Origin of the sequence: Flavobacterium sp. Sd200, assembly GCF_009826935.1 — a bacterium.
Lineage (GTDB): Bacteria > Bacteroidota > Bacteroidia > Flavobacteriales > Flavobacteriaceae > Flavobacterium.
Window position 1 is genome coordinate 44,829 of the sequence record NZ_WUMN01000007.1, and the last position, 22,941, is coordinate 67,769.

Sequence of the window (22,941 nt, forward strand, 5' to 3'; positions counted from 1 at the left end):
AAGATAGTGATTATTTCTTACGAAATAGCAGCGGAAGCATTAAAAAAGAAAGGCCTCCCAAAATAATCACAAGTCCGGTTTGCGATGCCCACATTATCCACCCGAAAGCGGTACCTGCGGCATAAGTAATTCCGTAATTTTCTAAAAGTTTTGCCACTGCAAAAGGGAAAACCCCAAAGCCTCCGTTACTGAATGTTATGGCAATACTGCCTACTACAAATGCAAGCATTACGACATTAAAGCTGAGCCCGGCAGTTTCGGGCAGGGCAAATACTGTAATGTAAAACATCACCACATAGGTAACCCAAATGTAAACCGACAGTATTAGAAAAGGCCATTTGTTACGCATTTTAAATACGCTAAGTACGCCTTCTACAAGGCCTGATATCTTTATTTTAAGTTTTTGCAGCCACGCCATGCGCGAATACATATAAAACAGTACCGATGCAGTAAACAATATAAGGGCTATAACACCATAAAAAAGGAGCTTTTCATATGGGACATTTTCCGAAAGATAGTCTTTTAATGCACTAAACTGCAATGAAATGGTAAGTCCCAGGCAAAAAATAAGCAAAAAAAGATCGATAACCCTTTCGGATATTATGGTGCCAAAACCTTTGTCGAAAGGTACATCGGCATAGCGTTTTAAAACCAGCGCACGGCTTACTTCGCCACTGCGCGGTATGGTAATATTCATTAAATATGTTATGCACACTGCCGAAAATTTTACTGCAAAAGGGGCTGTGTACCCCATGTGTTCCAAAGTATATTTCCAGCGGTATGCCCTTGCTACATATCCCGTAAACCCTACAAAAAGTGCAACACCTACATATAGGTAGTCAGCGGTTTTAAAACTGCGCTGTATTTCGCTCAGTTCTTTTTCGCTAAACTGGTTGTAGGCATATATAATTAAAAAAACTCCCAACAAAAGTGGGAGTGCTATACTCAATATACGGGTTATTTTATTTTTCAAGGCTCTATGTTAGCGAATTATCTTTTTCGTTAGGAAAAACAATGGCAGGTTTAAATGTTTTAGCTTCTTCAAAATCAAGAATGCCATAAGATATAATGATAATTATATCTCCACGCTGCACTTTGCGTGCTGCAGGGCCGTTTAATGTAATATCGCCACTGTTCCTGTTCCCTTTTATTATATAAGTTTCTAAACGTTCACCGTTGTTTATGTTTACAATAGAAACTTTTTCTCCTTCAATCATATTGGCAGCTTCCATCAGCGCTTCATCTATAGTAATGCTGCCTATATAGTTTAAATCGGCTCCAGTCACCGTAACACGATGAATCTTGGATTTTACAACTTGAATTTGCATGCGGCAAAGGTAATCAATTTAATGAAATATTGTCTATTAACCTAACGTTGCCTAAAAAAACTGCAATAAACGCCCTGTATTTTGTGTTTTCTTTTATGCTGGCAGGCACAAGGCTTTCTTCCGGGGCTATTTCAAAATAATCGGTGGTAAACTCAGGGTGGGAGGCAAAGGCATCTTCCACAAATTGTTTTAGCTGCGGTATAGAGCTTGTCGAAAATTTACTTTTGGCTTCCTGTAATGTTTTATAAATAAATGCTGCCTCCTGTTTTTCGGTATCACTAAGGCGGGCATTGCGCGAGCTCATAGCAAGCCCGCTTGCTTCGCGGCTAATGGGGCAACCCACAATATTTATAGGGAGATTGTTTTTTTCTACAAGCTTTTTAACTATTTGCAGTTGCTGAAAATCTTTTTCGCCAAAATAGGCATTATTTGGCTTTACAATATCGAACAGCTTTTTTACTATAGTGCCCACACCGTCAAAATGGCCGGGGCGGTGTGCACCTTCCATCTGGTTTTCGAGTCCGTCAAAATTATAATGTTGCGATATGGTGTTGCCGTCATACATTTCATCTACCTCCGGGGCGAAAATTATAATGCTGTCGCTCAGGGTTTTTATCTTGCCGGCATCAGCCTCAAGGGTGCGCGGATATTTTTGCAGGTCTTCGGGGTTGTTAAACTGTGTTGGGTTTACAAAAATACTGATAACTGTAATGGTATTTTCGTTTAAAGAACGCTGCATGAGCGAAAGGTGCCCCTCGTGCAGTGCCCCCATTGTGGGTACAAAACCTATAGTGCTTTGGGCTGTTTTAAGGGCCTCAAGATGGTTTTGCAGGAGGGCTTTTTTATTGAATATGAGCATTTGCGCAGTATTAATATACGGGCAAATTTAATATATAGTTATAAACTGACCAAAAATGTTTAATTTTGCATGTTTTTACAACCAAATAAAATTTAAGTATTAAAGATGGAGGATAAGAGGATATTGTACGTATCATCTGAAGTTGTGCCCTATTTGGCTGAAAATGAAGTGTCTTTAATGTCTTATGACGTGCCTAAGATGATTAACGATCAGGGAGGGCAAATCAGGATATTTATGCCGCGCTATGGCAACATCAACGAAAGAAGGCACCAATTGCACGAGGTAATTCGCCTCTCGGGTATGAATCTTGTGGTAAACGACATGGATATGCCGCTTATTATTAAAGTGGCTTCTATACCTAAAGAGCGCATTCAGGTGTACTTTATTGACAACGACGAATATTTTAAACGCAAGGCAACTTTTAGCGACGAAGACGGGGTATTATATCCAGACAACGACGAAAGAGCTATCTTTTTTGCAAAAGGGGTGGTAGAAACCGTTAAAAAACTCAACTGGGTGCCCGATATTATACACGTGCATGGCTGGCTTGCCGGTATGCTGCCTGTGTATATGAAACATTACTACAAAGACGAAGCCCTTTTTGCCGATACCAAAATTGTAACTTCTGTTTACAGCCAGTCTTTTGACGGAACACTTGATAACGACATGCTTAAAAAAGTATTGTTTGATGAAGTGCCCGAAAAAGATGTGGAAATGCTTGCCGTGCCGGATTATAGTAATGTTATGAAAGCCTCTATTGCCCACAGCGATGCGGTTATTATAGCATCTGAAGGGCTTTCGCAAGACCTTGTTAGCTTTATTGAAGCTTCGGGCAAGCCGTTCCTGCCATATGTGCCTAAAGATAATTTTGCATCGGCATATACTAATTTCTATAGAAATCAGGTTTTATAGTAAACCTTAAAAAAATTGTATGAATTCAGTTTCACTCATAAAGAGCATTTGTCTTGTTTTAACTGCTGTTTTTATAGCCTCCTGCGATAACGATTTTAATGAGCTTGGCTCGAGTGTTGTAGACGGCGACCTGCACAACAATATAATAAAATACACTGCCGAAGTAAAGGTTTATGACAGGCCAACAGGTGTAGTGCAGACCAACAGTTTACCCATGAACACACTTGGGGTTTATAACAACCCTGTGTTTGGAAGGACAACGGCTCATTTTGTAAGCCAGGTGCAGTTGGCTACCAGCAGTATTAATCAGGCGCTGTATAACCCGGTAATAGATTCTGTTTGGATCTATGTGCCTTACCGCAGCACAATAACTACTGCTGCCACAACAGATGCAAACGGTGACGCTGTAGATGCTGTATATAGAGTAGACTCTGTTTACAGCGATGCGACATCTAAATTTAGGCTCGAAATAAAAAAGAACGGTTTTTATTTAAGGGATACCGATGCAGGTACAGGCGGTACTGAAACACAAAAATATTATTCTGACCATAAAGAATTAATAGAGCAGTATGCGGGGGCAAATGTTCTTAAAAACGATCATGAGGATTTTGCCTATACATCTAATGTAGTAAAAAGAAGGGCTACTTATACAGATGATGATGGTGAACCACAGGATGCTGCGGTTGTTGAGACCCTTGCACCGGGAATGTTCTTTTATTTAAAAAATGAAGCTTTTGCCGATCTTTTGGCTGTAGGCTCAGGAAGGCTGCTTAATAACTCGGTTTTTAAAGAATATTTCAGGGGGCTTTATTTTAAGTCAACACCTATTGATGATAGTCAGTCGGCATATGCTGCACCAAACTTTGCCAGCGGCGTCATAACTATTAAATATACCGACAGGCTTACGGCTACCGATACTACTTCTACCAAGAGGACATTAACGCTTAACCTTACCGGTAACAGCATTAATCTTTTTGAGAACGATTATTCGGGAGATTTCTTAGCAGCTATAAATGCATCTAATAATATAGAGGGAGACAACAGGATATATTTAAAAGGCGGTGCAGGGTCTACTGCGTTTTTAGATATAGATATGGCTACATTGGCTCCTTTAATGCATAATGATGCTACGGGCAACAGGGTGCTTATAAACGAGGCTAATCTTGTTTTTTATATAGACGAAAATACCAATAACGGTATGGGTAAAGTGGGAGCAAACGGCAAGAAGCCACTTGCTCCGCCAAGGATATACCTGTATGATGTTAACAATAAAAGACCTGTATATGATTATTATACTGACGGGACTACCATTAGCAGTTATCCAAAATATAATAAATATGTGCACGGCGGATTAATAGATACCATTACCAACGGTGGTGGCCGCTACAGGATAAGGATTACAGACCATATTAATAATCTTGTAAATAAAGACAGTACAAACATAAAACTGGGACTTACAGTTATAGAAGATATTGCTACGGTAACCCATGCCGCTGTAAAGGTGCCATGGACAGAGATATGGAATACAGGTGTTCCTCCTGTACCTACAGATCTTACAGTAAGCACAATTCCGGTGTCGTCTGTAATGCATCCTTTCGGAACAGTGTTGTATGGTAGTAATATTCCTGCAACCGATCCTAACTATGACAAGCGTGTAAGGCTTGAAATTTTTTACACAAAACCTGATTAATTAAGAGAGAGTATGTGCGGAATAGTAGGTTACATAGGCCACAGAGAGGCTTACCCTGTAATTATAAAGGGTCTTAAAAGGCTTGAATACAGGGGTTATGACAGTGCCGGTGTGGTGCTGTATGACGAAACAGGACTTAAATTAAGCAAAACCAAAGGAAAAGTAAGCGACCTTGAAGCCAAGGCCGTAAACGAAATAACAACTACCGGAACTATAGGCATGGGCCACACGCGCTGGGCTACACACGGTGTGCCTAACGACGTAAACTCGCATCCGCATTTCAGCAATTCGGGCAACCTTGTAATAGTGCATAACGGTATTATAGAAAATTACGATCCGCTTAAAAAAGAGCTTATAAAAAGGGGCTATACTTTTAAAAGTGATACCGATACTGAGGTGCTTGTTAACCTTATCGAAGAGATAAAAAAGCAGGAAAACATAAAACTGGGCAAGGCAGTACAAATTGCGCTTAACCAGGTAGTAGGTGCTTATGCCATTGTGGTTTTTGACAAACAAAACCCCGACGAAATAGTAGCTGCCCGTTTGGGTAGCCCGTTGGCAATTGGTGTGGGCGAGGGAGAGTTCTTTATTTCGAGCGATGCATCGCCGTTTATAGAATATACACCAAATGCCGTATATCTTGAAGACGAAGAAATGGCAATTATTGGCCTTAATAAAGATATTACAATACGCAAAATCAAAGACGACTCTCTTGTAGACCCTTACATTCAGGAACTGCAAATGAGTCTTGAGCAAATAGAAAAGGGTGGTTTTGACCACTTTATGCTAAAAGAAATCTACGAACAGCCAAACGCTATTAAGGATACGTTTAGGGGAAGGCTTCGTGTTGAAGAGGGTATTGTAAAAGTAAGTGGCGTAGAAGATAACCTGCAAAAGTTTTTGAATGCCAACCGTATTATTATTATTGCCTGTGGTACATCGTGGCATGCCGGGCTTGTAGCCGAGTACATTTTTGAAGAGTTTACCCGTATTCCGGTAGAGGTGGAGTATGCCTCTGAGTTTAGGTACCGAAACCCGGTTATCCGTCATGACGATGTGGTCATAGCCATATCTCAAAGTGGTGAAACAGCCGATACGCTTGCTGCGATTAAACTTGCCAAAGAACAGGGAGCATTTGTTTTTGGAGTATGTAACGTGGTGGGTTCGTCTATATCGCGTGAAACGCACAGTGGGGCTTATACGCATGCCGGGCCGGAAATTGGTGTGGCGTCTACAAAGGCATTTACTACCCAGATTACTCTCCTTACCTTAATGGCATTGCGTATAGCAAGAGCTAAAGGCACCATGGCAAGGAAAGATTATTTTACATACCTGCAGGAACTGGAACTTGTTCCGGATCTGGTTGCCGAAGCATTGAAATCTAACGACAATGTGCAGGCAATAGCAGCTATTTACAAAGATGCGCCAAACTGTCTTTACCTTGGCAGGGGGTATAACTATCCTGTGGCATTAGAGGGTGCGTTGAAGCTTAAAGAAATATCATACATACATGCAGAGGGCTATCCGGCTGCCGAAATGAAGCACGGGCCTATTGCATTGATAGACGAAAAAATGCCAGTGGTTATTATTGCGCCTAAGCAGGAGCATTATGACAAAATTGTGAGCAACATACAGGAAATAAAAGCCCGTAGCGGTAAAATTATAGCTGTGGTTACTAAAGGCGATACCCAGGTAAAAGCCCTTGCCGACCACATTATTGAAATTCCGGAAACGAGCGATGCATTATCTCCGTTATTGGCTACCATACCACTACAGCTATTGAGCTACCACATTGCGGTTATGCGCAACTGTAATGTAGACCAGCCTAGAAACCTGGCTAAGTCGGTTACGGTGGAGTAATCAGCGATATATAATTTATATAATGAAGCAGTTAAGAGTTTTTCTTAGCTGCTTTTTTGTTTGTTCAATACGATATCCTTAAAAAATGATTTTAACCGATGGTTTAACATAGAAATTATCTTTACCGATAAATCAGACATTAGGAAATATGGAGGTACCAGCCAAGCCGAGTTTTTTGCCGTTGTTGCTGAATATTGCTTTGAATGCCAACGCCTTGATTTGTTGGAGAGTAAACATCCGGAGCTTTTTAAAATGATGGAGATGTGTTTTAGGGTGGGAAGGTTTAGTATAGTTGTTGAAAGAAATTTTAGTGGTTTATATTTGTGTCAAAATTTTATTATATTTACTGAAATTCAAGTGCTTGAATATTTTTTATTAGTAGAATTTATTTAAATAAAAATTATGAGTTTCGGACACGCGCTTTATTACCCGCATATCAATTTAACAAATAAAAATTGGATAAAACACGCTCTTTTATTTTGGGACAATATATCAAGAATAGTTCCTCAATCTGTCGAACCATCTGATAGTGAAGATATAATCAAAATTAAATATGAATCAGGATTTATAAAAGATTACAAACCTGAGTCTTGGGACACCTCTCTAGCATTTCAAGATTTTGGAGTGTATCTTAGATCGGTTGTTGATTCCGATCTTTTTTTTAACGATAGATACTTTAGTAGACGATTCAATAGAGGTTATGATGAAGATTATCGAAATAGAAAACATTTTTTTTCTGAAATGGTTCAAGCTTCTGGGACATACATACATGTTCAAAAAATGGATCCTGCTCTTAAAGAATATCTGTTTGATGTCGGCATTGCTATTCCTGGTCAAAACAGATGGGAAGACTGGGTAAAAATAGATAATGAAATTGGTTTACTTTATATGACTTACTTTGCGAAAAGTATTTCTAAAAACAAATCATTACCTATTGTAACTGATGTCGAGCAATCTTTTTCTGCTTCGCTTTGTTTTGAAGCCTCGGTTAACTCGGATTATAATAAACAGTTTGAATACAAATTAGGTAATCTTCTAATCGAGACTATTGTGCCTAAAAGTATTAATGATGTTCCGCTTGATAAAATACTTGATATACGTAAAAAATATGAAGATGAAAGAACTTCGTTTTTTCATGAGATATCAAATGTGTCAGACTCTATAATTGAAATTAACAATGAAAGTGCTCTGAAAGACGCAATAAATTTCCACTCTAAATTAATCCTAAAGGAAACTAAAAATTTAGAAAAACTTTACAATGCTCATAAAATTGAAACAGTAAATAAGTTTTTAAGTATTTCACTTCCTACTACGTTAGCTTCTTCTTCAGAGTATGTTCCGGATTGGGCTAAGCCAATTGTTACGACAGGAGGGATTATATTCGGTTTAGTATCAGCGGCAAGCACTGTAAAAAAAGAGAAACTTGAACTTAAAGAAAATCCAAAATCATATCTCTTAAATCTAAAATCAGAACTTTCAGGAGGAGATATTTTTGATAAGATCAACGATACAATAAAGGGAGTGCGAAAACTATAATAGCATCAGGATATAGAAAATGATATCTATAAACATGAATACTTGAAAACCCATTACCCTACAATCCACAAAACACACCGCCCTCTATTCACATTCCCTAACCAAATTTGTTTTATTCCCTTTTTTTATTGAAAAAAACGCAATATGCCTATTGCATAATACACATTTAAAAAACTATCTTTGCACCCGAGAAAAAAGAGTTTTCTCGCAATCTATAAATAGCTGTTTAATAAATACATAAGCAATGTCTAAAGTAATAGGAAAAGTTGCACAGATTATCGGGCCGGTTGTAGACGTGGTGTTTGACACCCAAAACGGCGAGCTTCCGAAAATTTATGACTCATTAGAGATCATTAAAAACGACGGTACCAAACTGGTGCTTGAAGTACAATCGCACATAGGTGAAAACACCGTGCGTACTATATCTATGGACTCTACTGACGGGCTTAGCCGCGGTCAGGAGGCGGTTGGTACAGGCGCACCGATACAAATGCCGGTGGGCAGCGATATCTACGGACGTTTGTTTAATGTAGTAGGCGACGCTATAGACGGACTTGGCGACCTTCCTAAAGAAGGCGTAAACGGTTTACCAATTCACCGCCAGGCTCCTAAATTTGAAGACCTTTCTACTTCTACCGAAGTACTTTTTACAGGTATCAAAGTAATCGACCTTATTGAGCCTTATGCAAAAGGTGGTAAAATTGGTCTTTTTGGTGGTGCCGGTGTTGGTAAAACAGTACTTATCCAGGAGCTTATTAATAACATTGCAAAAGGCCACGGTGGTCTTTCGGTATTTGCCGGTGTGGGCGAGCGTACCCGTGAGGGTAACGACCTTCTTCGCGAGATGCTTGAGTCGGGCATTATTAAATATGGCGACGACTTTATGCACTCTATGGAAAACGGAGGATGGGACCTTACTAAGGTAGACAAAACCGGAATGCGCCAAAGTAAAGCTACGTTTGTGTTCGGACAGATGAACGAGCCACCCGGAGCACGTGCACGTGTTGCCCTTTCGGGTCTTACAATTGCAGAATATTTCCGTGACGGAGCTGGTGAAGCACAAGGAAAAGACGTTCTTTTCTTCGTAGACAACATCTTCCGTTTTACTCAGGCAGGTTCTGAGGTATCGGCACTACTTGGCCGTATGCCATCGGCGGTAGGTTACCAGCCTACACTTGCAACAGAGATGGGTGCTATGCAGGAGCGTATTACTTCTACAAAAAGAGGCTCAATTACATCTGTACAGGCTGTTTATGTACCTGCGGATGACTTGACTGACCCTGCACCTGCTACAACTTTTGCCCACCTTGATGCTACTACAGTATTGAGCCGTAAAATTGCTGAGCTTGGTATTTATCCTGCGGTAGATCCTCTTGACTCTACTTCAAGGATTCTTACTCCGCTAATTCTTGGCGACGAGCACTACAACTGTGCGCAAAGGGTTAAAGAAATACTTCAAAAATACAAACAGCTACAGGACATTATTGCTATCCTTGGTATGGAAGAGCTTAGCGAGGAAGATAAACTTGCTGTGAGCCGTGCGCGCCGTGTGCAGCGTTTCCTTTCTCAGCCGTTCCACGTGGCAGAGCAGTTTACAGGTATACCGGGTGTTCTTGTAGATATTAAAGATACTATAAAAGGCTTTAACATGATTATTGACGGTGAACTTGACCATCTTCCTGAAGCTGCCTTTAACCTTAAAGGTACTATTGAAGACGTGATCGAGGCCGGACAAAAAATGCTTGCCGAAGTATAAGAACAGTTTGTTGTTTATGGTTTGTAGTTAAACTACAGACCATAAACTCTAAACCATAAACCTAAAGATATGCTATCATTAGAAATAGTTTCGCCGGAAGGCCACCTGTTTAAAGGCAATGTAACATCGGTTACAGTGCCGGGTACAGATGGCGAGTTCCAGATGCTTAACCACCACGCCAATATAGTGTCTATACTGGCTGAAGGTACTGTAAAAATTGCAGTTCCTGATTTTAAAACGGCTGTGTTTAGCGAGCGTTTTACAAAATCAGACAAAGACCAAAAGTTTTTGCTGCCTATAAAATCGGGTACGCTTGAACTTAACGATAATAAGATAATCATCTTGGTTGATTAGTAATTCATCTATACTTTTAAAGTCCCAATATCTATTTTTAGGTGTTGGGACTTTTTTTTATGTGCATAGAAATTATTACACAAAGTTTCGCAAAGGACACACAAAAATTCACAAAGAAAAAATTAAGCTAATTGATTAGTCTCAAAAATAGTTCAGACTATGCACTTTAGTGCATTTAGCTTTCAGCTTCTAAAAATGTCTCTCACACTAATCTCACAAATTCTCACAAATTAATTTGTGTACATCTGTGTAATTCGTGTCGGTTAATCGGTTGAGTGCAGACTGAATAATAATATTTTATGTTTTAAATCTGTCGTGTGATGCTTTGCGAATCTCTTTGTGTCCTTTGTGTGTCTTGCGACATAACTACTTCATATAATAAACAATTATTTATAAACCCTTGCGTTACAATTGTATAACGATGCATTCATGGTAAATACTACAAACGATATTATTATTAGTGAAAAAGAGCGTCCTGTTTGGCAGCGCATAGTGGCAGTAGTGGCCTATGTGCTAATGTGTTTCTTTTTAGGGTTAATGGTGTATGGAGTGTATCACTATCCGGGAAGGCAGGGATTTAAAGCGTTTGTGAGCTGCTTTAATTTTGCTTTTTTTATGTTTGTTATTGGCATTAGGTTCTCGGTAGTAACTGCTGTATGCTTTGATCTTGTGGAGCGTTGCTACAAAAAACAGTTTCGTGTAGGTAGTATAAAAGTGGGGCGATGGAAACAACTGCCCGATATAGAATATGTATCGGTGTTCCGGCAGCCCATAATAGTTCCGGGCAAATACGATGCGCACATATATAACGTAAATATATGGTACGGGCAAAACAGGCATTTTACCATTTACAACAACGCAGAAAACAAGAAGGCTTACAATATGGCATTGTATATTGCCACACGCCTTAAAATAGAATTGCTGGATGTGACCGACCCGCAGAATAAAATATGGCTAACCCCATGGGTAGAGGTGGAAAGTTTTGGTTTGCCTCCTGTTAAGATGAATAAGAGAGGGCTAAGGTAATGTAAAGATCATTTATTGTTGTCAGGAATAACTTGGGATTTAAGGTTTTGATATTCTCTTGTAATAAGCGTGTAGCGTCCCTGTTCATTTAAGAGTACTTTAATATCAAGGATATAATCTCCCTGAGATATTATTGTTTTTGAAGAGTTGCCGCATCGCGGTAGGGAACTGAGGTTTGTAAGAGGGTAGTGCTTGTAAAACAAGGAAATACTAAAATAAGGTTGTCCGTTATCTGCGCTGATGCTTTCAAATGTAATCACTTTTACAGAACCTTTTTCAATAGTTCCAATCTCTCTGTTCCAAAGCTTTACATTATGTAAATCCTCACCTGTTTTATTTTGAAGGGATAATGTTACCTGTGCTGTTAGGGCTGTAGTAAAGAGAGTAACAAATAATAATGTAAAATTTTTAACCATGGTAAGATGTTTTAGCGATCAAGTAAACATAGCAAATACCTTACCATGATTCTATATAAGCAAAGAATCTGTATTTATGAAAAAACCGCAATAATATTCACAAGGCACAGGCCAAGGCAAATTAAGTTTATGCTCAAAACACTCCTGTCTTGGTGTTTTAAAGAATAACCTATGGAAATTAAATGATACATAATAAAGAACGGTGCTGTAAAGAGTGTCATATAAAACATTTCAAAACCATGCCATCCCGGTTTGCCTGTGTAAAAATAGAAACCACCCCATAGGTATAGGTAAAAAAAACAAATTGCGGTGCAAATAATGAGATGATAATACCAGTTTTTCATTTACTCCACCCCTAAATTTGCGGCATAATCCCAGCCCTCCATGTAGGCAATTTTCCATTTGCCGTTTTCTTTTACGGTGCGCATGTTGTAATGTTCGGCAGCCCAGTCATCGCCAAAACCTTCCCAATTCCAGTAAAATTTAGCTGTTGTATTATTAAGGCTTTCAAAGTGTAGTGTAATTTTGTTAAAGGCATCTTCGGCCGGCTCATCCTGGCAACCACACCATGGGTCGAAGTCGCCGCTAAAGGGGCTCAGGTCTCCCTCATACCATTCCATTTTCCCGCTGCCCAAAAGCTTGTTTTGCTCCTGTACAATTTTGTCCATGTTGGCGATGAACTCCTCTGCAAAAAAGCCCGAATCGCGCAGTTCTTTAAGATAAAGCTTATGACTACCCATATTGTAGCCAGTTACTAACGTATCTTTTACTACCGACTGAAATTCGTTTGTATGAGACCTGTTTCTGTTCCAGGCGTACATATCTTTAACTAATGTTTCAATGGCAGTCTTTTCGGTTTCGTCTACAGTTTTTTCAGTGGCAACAACAGGCAGGGCACCTTCATTGTTTTCGGTAGTCTTTTCAGTCTTTTGACAAGCAGCCAGGCCAATAAGCATTACTGTGGCAATAGTTTTTAAAATTCGCATTGTTGGTATTTTTTGCTGATGCTAAAAGTAAGATTTTTAGCTTAATTGAGGGCAGTTTACATTTTTTCGATTTTTTAATATAATAAAAACCTAACTACACCTGTTTTGCTTTATATTACAGCATTGAATTTTATAAGCCCAATGAAAGTTAAAAAGCTCATTAAAAGAATATTTATAACCCTGCTCTCTGTCATAGTCTTGCTGGCTATAGTGATAGCAATAGCGCTCAATTTTGTTTTTACACCCGAAAGGATAACCCCAACCGTTACGCAACTATTAAATGAAAACCTCAATGCAAAAGTAAGCTGTGAGAGTATGGAGCTCACGTTCTTTTCTTCTTTTCCGCACTTTGGGGTAAAGCTTAAAAAGGGAAATGTGGTTACCCCATCGTATCATGGCCGCAAGCCCGATACACTGGCACATTTTGACGTTTGCCGTGCTTCTTTCAACGCTTTAAAATTGTATAGAAAGCACGACCTTGTAATAAATAACCTTACCATAATTAACCCAGGTATCAAAGCCGTAGTGCATAAAGATGGTAACGCCAACTGGAACATAGTTAAGGAAACGCCCGCAGACACCGTTAGTGTGCAGGACAGCACAGCGTTTAAAATAAAGAGCATACTTATAAAAAAGTTTAATGTAGAAAATGCCCGTGTAGCCTATCATGATTTTGTAAGTAAAACACATGCTAAAGCCGATAGCCTTGAAATTCATTTAAAAGCGTCAGACACCAAAGACCGTATGGAGGTAGCTACACAAACATCGGCTAAGCATATTAAGTTCAGTATGGACGGCTATCGGTTTGTAAAAAACCTAAAGGCCGATTTTACTACAGATATTAAGTATGACAAGAAAAAACACCGCATAGATTTTGATAAAAGCACCATTAAGCTAAATGATATTGATTTTATTACCGAAGGCCATTTTAAGCGTGATACTGTTACTAACGAAATAGCTACCGATGTGGTACTCGAAATGAAAGTACCGTCTTTAAAAACGTTATGGGAAGCCATACCGGAGCACATTATTAAAAAAGATGATATAGATGTGCACGGCAACGTTGCAATCAAAGCTTTTGCTAAGGGTGTGTACAGTAAAAAGAGGCTGCCGGTTTTTGATGTTCTCTTTAAAATAGACCACGGAGTGCTTAAGTACAATAAATTTCCGGGAGAGATAAGGCACCTGGAAGCCGATTTGCATGCCTTAGTCAATTATGACAAGCCCGAACAGTCTAACCTTACTATTAAAGAGATCTATCTTGAAGGTACAGGGGTAGACCTAAAAGGGAATGCAACGGTTAAGAACCTGCTTAAAGACCCCGAGATTGACAGTAATATTAAAGGCGATCTTGATCTTACCACACTTAAAAAGAAATTCCCTATAGCGCAGAATATTACCGCCAAAGGATTAGCCCACATAGATATTAATGCCATATTTAAAAGCAACGATATTATAGACAGTAAGTTTAATAACATGAAGCTTAAAGGTAATTCGGTGTTTACAAACCTGCTGATTAGTGACCCTAAAGACACCCTCTATTTTGAGACTAAAAAAACCGAACTTGTTTTTGGCCGCAAGGCAGAAGATAATGATAACCGTAAATCGTTTGGCAGGATAGCGGCAACAAATCTAAAGCTGAACTATAAAAACCAGCACAATGTAGATCTTGCCGGGCTTGATGTAAAACTAAAGGCAAAAATGCAAAAAGACAGTATGCCGAAACTGGCTGCCGAAATACATCTTACCAATTTAAAATATAACGGCACTAATAAAATTAAAGCAGTTGTTCGCAAAGCCAATGCTACAGCAGAACTTAGCCCAAGGAGCACCAAAGCGCGTCCTGCCATTAATACCACTTTTACGGTAGACAGCGCAGGAGTATGGCAGGATAAAAAATTTGTAGGCATTAAAAATGGCAATTATAAACTTACTGTCCGCAAAAACAGGGAAGACATTTGGATGCCACGTGGCCATGTAGAGTTTAATAACCTGTATGCCTATTCGCCTGATTTTGCCTTGCCGTTGCGCATGGAACATTCTAAAATTGGCATTAACAACAGAGCCATTACACTTCAAAATGCGCATATCTATTTTGGCAATTCGGATGTTACACTAACGGGACAGATAAACAATATGCTGGCTAAGAAATCGCCCGATAAAAAAGTAGACGCTACGCTCACGCTCACGTCAAACTTTATCGACGCCAACGAGATAATGAAGGTGCTTAGCCCCGAAACCACGCCTAAAGAACAGCAGCCCGATTTTAAACAGGTTGCCGAAAACAAGGTGCACGATCCTAAAAAGGTAACCAACAAAAAAACGGTATTCAAAATACCCGAAAATATAAAGTTTGCCTTTAACAGCGATATTAAAAAGCTGCACTATGGCTCGCTCGACCTGCGCGATCTTAAAGGAGTACTTAAAATAGAGGACGGCCATTTAAAGCTCAACCACTTTGAGCTTACTACGCTGGCTGCAAGGCTAACAGCCAGCCTTAACTATGTTGCAGTAAGCGATCGAAGGGCAAAAGTTGATTTCGACCTTGACCTGCACGATATAGAAATGGCCAATATTGCCAAAGTAATGCCTGCAATGGACAGCCTTATGCCTATGACAAAATCGTTTGTGGGCAAAGCACATTTAAGAATGGAGGGCAATGCCATGCTCAACCGCAAAATGGATGTTGTTATACCGTCTGTTACCAGTATAGCTGCCTTACAGGCTACTGATATTATGGTGCTTGATAGCGAAACTTTTAAGGAACTTGCCAAAACCCTTATGTTTAAAGACAAGGAAAACAAAACCATACAGGCTCTTAATATGGAAATGATAATCGAAAAGAGCCACATGGAAATATTGCCTGCTCTTGTAGAAATAGACCGTTACAGGCTGGCAGTAGGAGGCATTCAGAATTTGGATCTTACTTACGATTATCATGTGTCGGTATTAAAATCGCCCATACCATTTAAAACCGGGGTTAACATAAAGGGCAACCTTGACGATTATAAAATAAGCCTGGGCAAAGCTAAATACAAATACTATTTTACCGATAAGGAACGCCTTAAAGAAAAGGCCGATGAAGACATTATCAATAAAAAGAAGAACATATTGGCTAAATTGGAGTTTGAGTAGTTTAAAGATTACAACTTATTATCATCTACAAACTCCATAATATCGCCGGGCTGACAGTCTAAGATCTCACAGATGGCCTCCAGTGTGCTAAAACGAATAGCTTTTGCCTTGCCCGTTTTAAGTATCGAGAGGTTTGCTGTGGTCATGCCAATGCGTTCGGCCAGCTCGTTACTGCGCATTTTGCGTTTGGCAAGCATTACATCAAGGTTTATAATTATGGGCATGGCTTAAAGGGTTAGGTCGTTTTCGTCTTTAATGTTTTTTGCCATTAAAAACACATCGCTTAAAACTAAAAAGAAAAGCCCAAGCCCCACTATAAAGAATGAAGAATCGAAACCAAGAGCAACGTTCAGCTCTAAATTATTTTCTACAAGAGTGTTGTATATAAAAGTAGTGGCAGCAGTAATGGTATAGCCTATAAGTATTGCTTTTCCGGTTTGGTCTAAATATTTAACTACATCTGCATGAAACATTTTCTTCTTTTCAAACAGTTCCAGTGTTTTTTTAAACAGGTGCAGCGCATAAATAAAAAAGGCAAAGCCTACCACAGCCGCAAGCATGCACAATATGGTTTCTATTCCAAGCGTATCGGCAGCATGGCCGTTTATTTTAAAAGGTATTTGCCCCGGCATTACTGCCAATACCAATATAAACGGAACAGTGAAGAACATAGTTACGATACAAATAACAAACAATATAACGGTAAGTGTTTTTAAAAGAGCAATGCGTTTCATGATGAATGATTTAAGGTTCGGACAAATATATAAATTATTGATAAACGATAATTAATAATCGTAAATAAATATTTTATTATTTTTTACTTCAATTCAATTTCCATGATTAACACTAAGAATGTCAACGGATTCTTAGTCAGGCTCTCCCTTTTCAAGAATGTCTTTAGCGGTTTCGTCGGCAGCTTTGCGCTGTTGTTTTTCTTTACGGGCCCGCTTGCCTTTCCGGTCGCGTTTTTTAAACCAGTTATCGTCTTCCTCACCAAAAAGATAGGCATAAGGCTGGGTGTCGGGGCTAAGCTCAAACAGCTTTTTCATTATGGCAATGGTAGGAATAATAAGTATCATGCCCAGTATGCCCCATATAGCACCGCCTATAAGTAGTCCTAAAAAAGTAACCAGTGCATTAAGGTTAACATTACCCCCGGTGATTTTTGGGGTTAAAAAAGCCCCTTCCAGCAGTTGTATAAATATAAATGATACAGCTACGGCTATAGGGTAGAACAGGCTGTCTTTGGTCATGAGGGCAAAAAAGAACGGCATGATGACCCCAAGCGATGGTCCAAGGTAAGGTACAATGTTTAGCATACCTGCCACTACACCAAAAAATATAGCGTGCTTTATGCCCAGGGCAAACAGGACAGCGGTGTTTACAATGGCAAGTATTCCCATTACCTTTCCTGCACCAACAATATAAGAATACACTATTTTTCTTATCGAAGTTAGTTTGTGAAGCAGGAAATTATCGTCCTGTTTACTGAAAACTTTGGTAACGAACACTGCCAGGTGATCGCGGTATATCAGCAGGAAAAAAATAAAAACCGGCAATAGTATAACATCGCTTACAGTATTGAGCATATTTATTACCAATGTTGTGGCCGATCCGTTTTCGGGCTTTACAATGTCTACAGCTTTTTTAACTTCAAATCCATTGGGCATGCCAAGGTCAAAACCAAATGATTCTTTGCAATATTTATTGATGTCTATTACAAACGCATTTATTTTAGACGAAAGGTCTCCGCCAATATCGCTCATAAAACCGCGCAACTGCACATATATAATAAACAGGATGCCTCCAATAACGGCAATAAACACTATAAGGCACAGAGCTGCACTTAATGAGCGTGGTACTTTATGCCTTTCGAGCCAATTGCAGGACGATGTTAGCAACATGGCTATATAGCCAGATATGAGTAACGGAACCAATATGGGTTTTGCTACTATCATAAAGAAAACGATTATAATGATAAGCAAGGCTATAAAAACCGTTTTTATATAGTTAGGCACTCTCAGTGTTTCCATATATCAGCAAAGTCATGTTAAATTATTATGCATACATTCAAAATTAATTAATTCTGATGGCCTTATATGGTAAGGTTTTATTAAAATTATAGATGATTATCTTCAACGAGCAAAAGTAAAACAAAAGGTAGGAGGGGGCATATATTAAAGCAAAAACCCCGGAGGTTACTAAGCTCCGGGGTGTGCATCCAACTAAAAAATTACTAAACATTATAGTGTTTACTACGCACTATAAATTTTTTTAAAACATGTATGTATTACTTTGTTTTGTCTTAACGAAAAAAGGATGCTTTTTAAAAAATGCCCCAGAGCAACCCGGGGCGTGCATCCAACTAAAAAATTACTAAAACATTATAACGTTTACTACGCGTTATAATTTTTTTTAAACCTGTTGCCCGGTTTTTATACAGTTTAAACTTTTAGGTTTATATCTCCGGCATTTTCATCCGGAGATATAACCTTAGTTTATTAGTTCATCATTATTTTTTTAGAAACCACCTGTTTGTTTTCAAGGGTAACTTTTACAATAAGTACTTGTGGAGCTACATTTATTTCGTTTGTAGAGAACTCTGTATTGTCTACATTGTTTTTACCGAATATTGTTTTTCCAAGCATATCATAAACTTCTACTGATTTGATTTGAGCAGGAGCGTTAACTGATATTTGTTTTCCGTTTTTGTAAACTACAGTAGCTTTAGTTTCTACTACAGGTTTGTCTGTTCCAAGTTGCTCGTCTGTAGCATAAGCTACTGCAAAACGACCGTTGTAAGTACCTGCTTCTGTTGTAAAGGTATAGTTACTTTCGTTCAGGTTGTGGAAATCACCTGTTAAGTTATCTATAAGGTAAACAGTTTGTCCTTCTTCAAATAGACCGTCTGCATGGTCTTTAGATATTGTAAATGTACCTGCAAGTGTAGATGTATAACCTAATTTTACCCTGTCTGCCTCAGCAAATGTGCCACGAGCCTGAATTGTTAGAGCTAAAGTATCAGTTTCTGTTTCTAATACTGAGTACAGGTTAAGGTTTCCGTTAACAAGTGCTGCACCGTCATATCCGTTATCATACCCAAGAGTAGAAGCATCGTTGTAGCCTATCAGCATTTGAGAGAACTCACCAGCTTCGTTAGAAGCGTTTAACCATAAACGGTGTGTAGTTACTGTTGCAGTATTTTCTGATGGAGCAGCTGTCCTGAAGAACGTGTTAGAGTTTGTTTGAATACGCATGCTGTTCTTAAATGTAGCCTGTAGGTTTGCAGCTTTAGCTTTTACTATAAAGCCCTGTGCTGTATTAAGCGAACCTCTTGGGTCTATTGCATAAGGGTCAGCTATAAGATCGTTACCGTCGTTATGGTTACCACCACCACCAAGTGCAGCATTTGCAGTATAGCCTGTTAAGTTTACAGTGCTGTATGAAGATACTGTAGAGTTGTTTGTTTTTCTCCAGATCCAGATTGTACCTTCAATTACATTAAGGTTAGCGTTGATGAAATCCTGAACGCTTATTGGAGATGGGTAAGGGTTACCTATTGCATTGTATCCGCTTCCTGCAAAACTTAAATCTGATTTTATCTCACCGTTATTAGGTGTTCCTGTAAACACACCGGCATAAGATATACGTGTTGTACCTGCGTTGTAGCCTGGTGTTGCGTCAGAGTTTGGCATACGGATAAGGTAAGCTTTGCCTCTTGCAAATTTTGAAGTTTCAGATACAATGTTGTATTGATCTTCTGCTGTGCTGTACTGATAGAAACGGCCTATTGTAGTTGCAGGAGAGAACGATAGTAATGTTTGGTATCCTGTAGTTCTTGAATCTACAACAGGAGCAGTCCACATAGTGTAGTCAAGTCTTTTTAGCCTTGAACTGTTTCTTTTAACTGTTGTTGTACCGCTGTTGGCATCGTTGCCAAGCTGTAACAGGTTAGAGCTGCTTTCAAAAGTTAATGCACCTGTCTCTGCTACGTTTACACTGTGTGTAACAATTGTGTTAGAGTTGCTCATGAAGTTTACACTTGCACCGTTAAGTACAAATATTGAACATGCATAGAAAGTACCACCTGTTTGAGTAAAGTTGCCACTAAATATTACATCTTTTTCTGCTGTAGGCTCACCATTGCTCCATGCAGTACCGTTCCATGTTGTAGCACTGTCACAGTATATACCTGTTGGGTTTCCTGCTGTTGGCATAGAAGTTACTGGGCCAAATTCATCTGCACCCATTTTAGGAGCAGTAGTGCTTCTTAGCTGGTTGTCTATATCTCTTGTAATGTTTACAGGAGTACCTACAAGAACATCGTTTACAGAGTTGTTAGCATTGATGTGAAGATCTGTTGCAGAAGCAAAACCAGGATTAACGTTTACTGAGTGAGCATCTTTGCCTGTAACACTTTTCCATGCCTGTAGTGTGTAAGTATAGTCGGCATTATCCTGATAAGAACCCGGTACACCGTTACCTGGCCAGTTTGCCTGTTCTAAGGTGTTAGCGTTAGTTATGTAACCAAGCCTGTCGTTGCTGTAATAGTCGTTATAATCAAGGTTAGTAAATATGCTGTTTACATTGCTTGCATAGTTTAGTACCATTATAGCACTTCTCCTTGTTGCAGTGTTTGTTTGGTTGTTAGAGAAAATGTTGTTTCTAACATCAAGGTTGCGTGCAGCTGTGTTTACATAAAGTGCGGCAGAGAAACCACCGTTTGGCTGGTTAGTGTTTAGCACTACAGTGTTGTGATATATTTTATAGCCACCACCGTTATCGGCAATTATACCATATCCGTTAAGATATCCGCCACCGTTACCTTGTGCTGCAACGTTAAGTATAAAGTTGTTTGCAACAAGGATGTTAGAGTTAAAATCTGTAGAGGCAAGAACGATACCACCAAATGCCTGGTTGTTTGTAACTGTTCTTGTAAGGTCTTTTAATGTATTTCTTAAGATAGAACCGTTTTTAGAAGCACCTGCAACATATATACCGGCAGATACAAGGTTACCGTCGTCTGTACTTCTGTAAAGGTTGTTTACAAGGTTGTCGCTGTATTCAAAACCGTTTACGTTTATAAAAGTAGCAGGAGATATAATAGTTTCTGCGTTTGTTGTAGCGCCAAGGTCGTTTCTGTTTACCACTACATTTGTAGTAAGAGATGAAGTACCGTTAATGTAAACACCTTGTTTAACGCTCATAAAGTCGTTGTTTGTAACAGTAAGGTCGCTGTTGTTTGCTGTTGCAGCAGCAACATTCATAGTATTGTTGTCGCCAGTGCCATTGTTACCAGAGTAAACACCCACACTAAATTTACCGCCTTGGTTTACAACGCTTTGTTTAATGTTACAGTTTTTAACAGTAATATGTGTAGCTCCGTTAGTACCGTTGCTGGCTACCCAAAACACACTGCGCTGAATGTAATCTATATAATCCTGATTGTCAAGAGTAAGGTTTTTTGTAGTTCCGTTTGCAGTATTGCTACCGTCAAAAGTAATGTAGTCAGCACCGTTTAGGTAAAATATTGCAGGTATGCCTGTGTAGTTGTTTACGTTAGTAGCAACAATTCTTGGGCTAACACCTGTAAAAGGTTTAAATGTTACAACATTTGTTGCGCTGCTGTTTGCTATAGGGTTTATAGTAAGCGGAAACGTTTCGTTTGTGTTGTAAGTAGCGTTTTTAAGTAAAAAGTTTACCGGGCCTGCAATTCCGTTAGTGTTAAGGTAGTTAACAGCCGAAGTAAGAGTAGTAAAATGACCGTTTGTGCCAACATAATAAGTTCCGTTAAGTGGCCCTGTTGGAGTCTGTGCAGCTACTGTTATGCTAACCGTTGCTGTAGAAGCAGGAGATGCACCGCCATTTGTAATAGTATAGCTAAAGCTGTCAGTACCTGTATAGGCAGTTGCAGGAGTGTAAGTAACAGTTCTGTCAGCATTTACAGTTGCAGTACCGTTTGATGGAGTTGTAATTGTTAAACCTGTTACAGATGATGCGTTGCCATCGTTGCTAAGCAGGTTAAGTACAGTGCTTGCATTAACATTTACAGTGTAAGAATCTTCAACAGCTGTCATTACAGGAGGAACGTAGGTTGAAATTACACCATAGAAACCAGGGGCTACACCGTTAGTGTTTGCTGAGTTGTTTACAGGAGAGTCAAATTTCATGTTCCACCTGTTGTTGTTTTGGTCTACCTGATAACCGTATATCCTTATGTAAAGTGTTTCGTTTTGAGCTACAGTGTAACCTGATGGAAACGGGGCATTTATATAAGTGTTTTGTGTGCTTGTGCCGTTTGTGCTGCTGTAAAGAAGAGTTCCGTTATTAACAAAAGAAGCATCTTTAGAGTAACGTATCTCATATCTGTTTACATAACCGTTTTGCTGAAATCTAAACGATCTTGCTGCGATCTGTTTTCCTTGGTTAGCAGTTACAGCTACCTGATAGTATTTAGTGTAGTCTACTGTTGTGCCTGTAGGCCAGCTAGATGCTTCAAAACCACCATAAGTAACGTTCATTGTAACGCCAGATGCTGTAAAGTTAGAGGCTGTACTGCCGGCATTTGCGTTATTGTAGTAGGTTGGGGTTGCTGTAGGGTTGCTCCAGTTTATACGGGTACCTTCCCAACGGGCAAGTAGCTCAGTCGAGCTTTGAGAAAAGCCAATAAAAGGCAATAGCATTAGTAATAATACTGCATTTTTCATTTTAGTAATTATTTAAATTTCAGATAGTTATGGGGGCATAACTTTTTTTGGTTGCGGGGGCAAATGTACCCACATTTTTCGTTACAAAACAAATTATTTTAAGAAAATTTTAAAATAATTTTAAGAATTCCAACTACAACGTTTTAGTTGAGTTTATTCCGTTGAAATTCATATTTTGACGATGAACTTCACGTTTTAGATCGAATTGAACACAAAAGCTGGGGGCCTTTGCTCTTGTGCCAACATAGCATTAGGTTGATTTGAGGGCCTAACGTGTTTGCTATAATTTTGAAGAAATTTGCATGTTTTCTTGTTTGTTTTTTAGTAATTGGTAATGCACTTCAGTACTATTAATTTATCTTTTGAATAGTGCTGT

At 39.1% G+C, this 22,941-nt stretch carries 18 protein-coding genes; 9 read left to right on the plus strand and 9 right to left on the minus strand.

Going from position 1 to position 22,941, the window contains the following annotated elements; genetic code table 11:
- Window positions 1-10: 10 nt before the first annotated feature.
- From GR160_RS16145 to panC, 3 genes are read right to left on the minus strand one after another with little or no spacing between them, the layout of a single operon-like run.
- On the minus strand, window positions 11-973 hold the full coding sequence (locus GR160_RS16145; protein ID WP_160750930.1) for a lysylphosphatidylglycerol synthase transmembrane domain-containing protein: 963 nt from the start codon (window positions 971-973) through the stop codon (window positions 11-13).
- A 4-nt stretch (window positions 974-977) separates the two neighbouring features.
- A complete protein-coding gene (panD, locus tag GR160_RS16150; protein WP_160750931.1) occupies window positions 978-1,328 on the minus strand; it encodes an aspartate 1-decarboxylase in 351 nt (116 codons plus the stop codon).
- A 13-nt stretch (window positions 1,329-1,341) separates the two neighbouring features.
- Window positions 1,342-2,187 (minus strand): pantoate--beta-alanine ligase, encoded by an 846-nt coding sequence (gene panC / locus GR160_RS16155; protein WP_160750932.1) that lies wholly within the window; start codon window positions 2,185-2,187, stop codon window positions 1,342-1,344.
- A 105-nt stretch (window positions 2,188-2,292) separates the two neighbouring features.
- Between panC and GR160_RS16160 the strand changes: the two genes are divergently transcribed.
- From GR160_RS16160 to GR160_RS16195, 8 genes are all read left to right on the plus strand, one after another.
- Window positions 2,293-3,099: a glycogen/starch synthase gene (locus GR160_RS16160; protein WP_160750933.1), complete on the plus strand. Its 807-nt coding sequence runs from the start codon at window positions 2,293-2,295 to the stop codon at window positions 3,097-3,099.
- A gap of 19 nt (window positions 3,100-3,118) precedes the next feature.
- Window positions 3,119-4,789: a DUF4270 domain-containing protein gene (locus tag GR160_RS16165; protein WP_160750934.1), complete on the plus strand. Its 1,671-nt coding sequence runs from the start codon at window positions 3,119-3,121 to the stop codon at window positions 4,787-4,789.
- A gap of 12 nt (window positions 4,790-4,801) precedes the next feature.
- Window positions 4,802-6,649 (plus strand): glutamine--fructose-6-phosphate transaminase (isomerizing), encoded by a 1,848-nt coding sequence (gene glmS / locus GR160_RS16170; protein ID WP_160750935.1) that lies wholly within the window; start codon window positions 4,802-4,804, stop codon window positions 6,647-6,649.
- Window positions 6,650-6,709: 60 nt separating this feature from the next.
- Window positions 6,710-7,042 carry a zinc-dependent peptidase gene (locus GR160_RS19600; RefSeq protein WP_370519230.1) on the plus strand — a complete coding sequence of 111 codons (333 nt, stop codon included), beginning with the start codon at window positions 6,710-6,712 and terminating at the stop codon, window positions 7,040-7,042.
- Between the two features lie 9 nt (window positions 7,043-7,051).
- Window positions 7,052-8,185: a DUF6236 family protein gene (locus GR160_RS16180; protein ID WP_160750936.1), complete on the plus strand. Its 1,134-nt coding sequence runs from the start codon at window positions 7,052-7,054 to the stop codon at window positions 8,183-8,185.
- 244 nt (window positions 8,186-8,429) lie between these two features.
- Complete coding sequence (gene atpD / locus GR160_RS16185; protein ID WP_160750937.1) at window positions 8,430-9,941, plus strand: F0F1 ATP synthase subunit beta; 1,512 nt, start codon at window positions 8,430-8,432, stop codon at window positions 9,939-9,941.
- A gap of 69 nt (window positions 9,942-10,010) precedes the next feature.
- Complete coding sequence (locus GR160_RS16190) at window positions 10,011-10,295, plus strand: F0F1 ATP synthase subunit epsilon (protein WP_160750938.1); 285 nt, start codon at window positions 10,011-10,013, stop codon at window positions 10,293-10,295.
- Window positions 10,296-10,724: 429 nt separating this feature from the next.
- Window positions 10,725-11,321, plus strand: a complete 597-nt coding sequence (locus tag GR160_RS16195; RefSeq protein ID WP_160750939.1) for a hypothetical protein — start codon at window positions 10,725-10,727, stop codon at window positions 11,319-11,321.
- Between the two features lie 8 nt (window positions 11,322-11,329).
- Here GR160_RS16195 and GR160_RS16200 read toward each other — a convergent pair whose 3' ends face one another.
- Both GR160_RS16200 and GR160_RS16205 read right to left on the minus strand, forming a co-directional pair.
- Window positions 11,330-11,737: a hypothetical protein gene (locus GR160_RS16200; protein WP_160750940.1), complete on the minus strand. Its 408-nt coding sequence runs from the start codon at window positions 11,735-11,737 to the stop codon at window positions 11,330-11,332.
- 344 nt (window positions 11,738-12,081) lie between these two features.
- Entirely contained in the window at window positions 12,082-12,723 is a 642-nt protein-coding gene (locus GR160_RS16205; RefSeq protein ID WP_160750941.1) for a hypothetical protein, read from the minus strand.
- 141 nt (window positions 12,724-12,864) lie between these two features.
- Between GR160_RS16205 and GR160_RS16210 the strand changes: the two genes are divergently transcribed.
- Window positions 12,865-15,858: an AsmA family protein gene (locus GR160_RS16210; RefSeq protein ID WP_160750942.1), complete on the plus strand. Its 2,994-nt coding sequence runs from the start codon at window positions 12,865-12,867 to the stop codon at window positions 15,856-15,858.
- Window positions 15,859-15,866: 8 nt separating this feature from the next.
- On the opposite strand, the gene GR160_RS16215 is transcribed toward GR160_RS16210, so the two are convergent.
- The 4 genes from GR160_RS16215 to GR160_RS16230 form a co-directional block, all read right to left on the minus strand.
- Window positions 15,867-16,082, minus strand: a complete 216-nt coding sequence (locus GR160_RS16215) for a helix-turn-helix transcriptional regulator (protein WP_160750943.1) — start codon at window positions 16,080-16,082, stop codon at window positions 15,867-15,869.
- 3 nt (window positions 16,083-16,085) lie between these two features.
- Window positions 16,086-16,592, minus strand: coding sequence for a DUF2975 domain-containing protein (locus GR160_RS16220; RefSeq protein ID WP_160750944.1), 507 nt, complete (start codon window positions 16,590-16,592; stop codon window positions 16,086-16,088).
- Window positions 16,593-16,724: 132 nt separating this feature from the next.
- The gene (locus GR160_RS16225; protein ID WP_160750945.1) at window positions 16,725-17,891 is read right to left on the minus strand and encodes an AI-2E family transporter; all 1,167 of its coding nucleotides are present in this window, start codon (window positions 17,889-17,891) and stop codon (window positions 16,725-16,727) included.
- 468 nt (window positions 17,892-18,359) lie between these two features.
- Window positions 18,360-22,565: a T9SS sorting signal type C domain-containing protein gene (locus GR160_RS16230; protein ID WP_160750946.1), complete on the minus strand. Its 4,206-nt coding sequence runs from the start codon at window positions 22,563-22,565 to the stop codon at window positions 18,360-18,362.
- Between the last annotated feature and the right edge of the window lie 376 nt (window positions 22,566-22,941).

Coding starts and splice junctions, on each gene's coding strand:
- panD (WP_160750931.1), bottom strand. CDS start 1,328: ATGCAAATTCAAGTTGTAAAATCCAAGATTCATCGTGTTACGGTGACT.
- panC (WP_160750932.1), bottom strand. CDS start 2,187: ATGCTCATATTCAATAAAAAAGCCCTCCTGCAAAACCATCTTGAGGCC.
- GR160_RS16160 (WP_160750933.1), top strand. CDS start 2,293: ATGGAGGATAAGAGGATATTGTACGTATCATCTGAAGTTGTGCCCTAT.
- GR160_RS16165 (WP_160750934.1), top strand. CDS start 3,119: ATGAATTCAGTTTCACTCATAAAGAGCATTTGTCTTGTTTTAACTGCT.
- glmS (WP_160750935.1), top strand. CDS start 4,802: ATGTGCGGAATAGTAGGTTACATAGGCCACAGAGAGGCTTACCCTGTA.
- GR160_RS16180 (WP_160750936.1), top strand. CDS start 7,052: ATGAGTTTCGGACACGCGCTTTATTACCCGCATATCAATTTAACAAAT.
- atpD (WP_160750937.1), top strand. CDS start 8,430: ATGTCTAAAGTAATAGGAAAAGTTGCACAGATTATCGGGCCGGTTGTA.
- GR160_RS16190 (WP_160750938.1), top strand. CDS start 10,011: ATGCTATCATTAGAAATAGTTTCGCCGGAAGGCCACCTGTTTAAAGGC.
- GR160_RS16195 (WP_160750939.1), top strand. CDS start 10,725: ATGGTAAATACTACAAACGATATTATTATTAGTGAAAAAGAGCGTCCT.
- GR160_RS16200 (WP_160750940.1), bottom strand. CDS start 11,737: ATGGTTAAAAATTTTACATTATTATTTGTTACTCTCTTTACTACAGCC.
- GR160_RS16205 (WP_160750941.1), bottom strand. CDS start 12,723: ATGCGAATTTTAAAAACTATTGCCACAGTAATGCTTATTGGCCTGGCT.
- GR160_RS16210 (WP_160750942.1), top strand. CDS start 12,865: ATGAAAGTTAAAAAGCTCATTAAAAGAATATTTATAACCCTGCTCTCT.
- GR160_RS16215 (WP_160750943.1), bottom strand. CDS start 16,082: ATGCCCATAATTATAAACCTTGATGTAATGCTTGCCAAACGCAAAATG.
- GR160_RS16220 (WP_160750944.1), bottom strand. CDS start 16,592: ATGAAACGCATTGCTCTTTTAAAAACACTTACCGTTATATTGTTTGTT.
- GR160_RS16225 (WP_160750945.1), bottom strand. CDS start 17,891: ATGGAAACACTGAGAGTGCCTAACTATATAAAAACGGTTTTTATAGCC.
- GR160_RS16230 (WP_160750946.1), bottom strand. CDS start 22,565: ATGAAAAATGCAGTATTATTACTAATGCTATTGCCTTTTATTGGCTTT.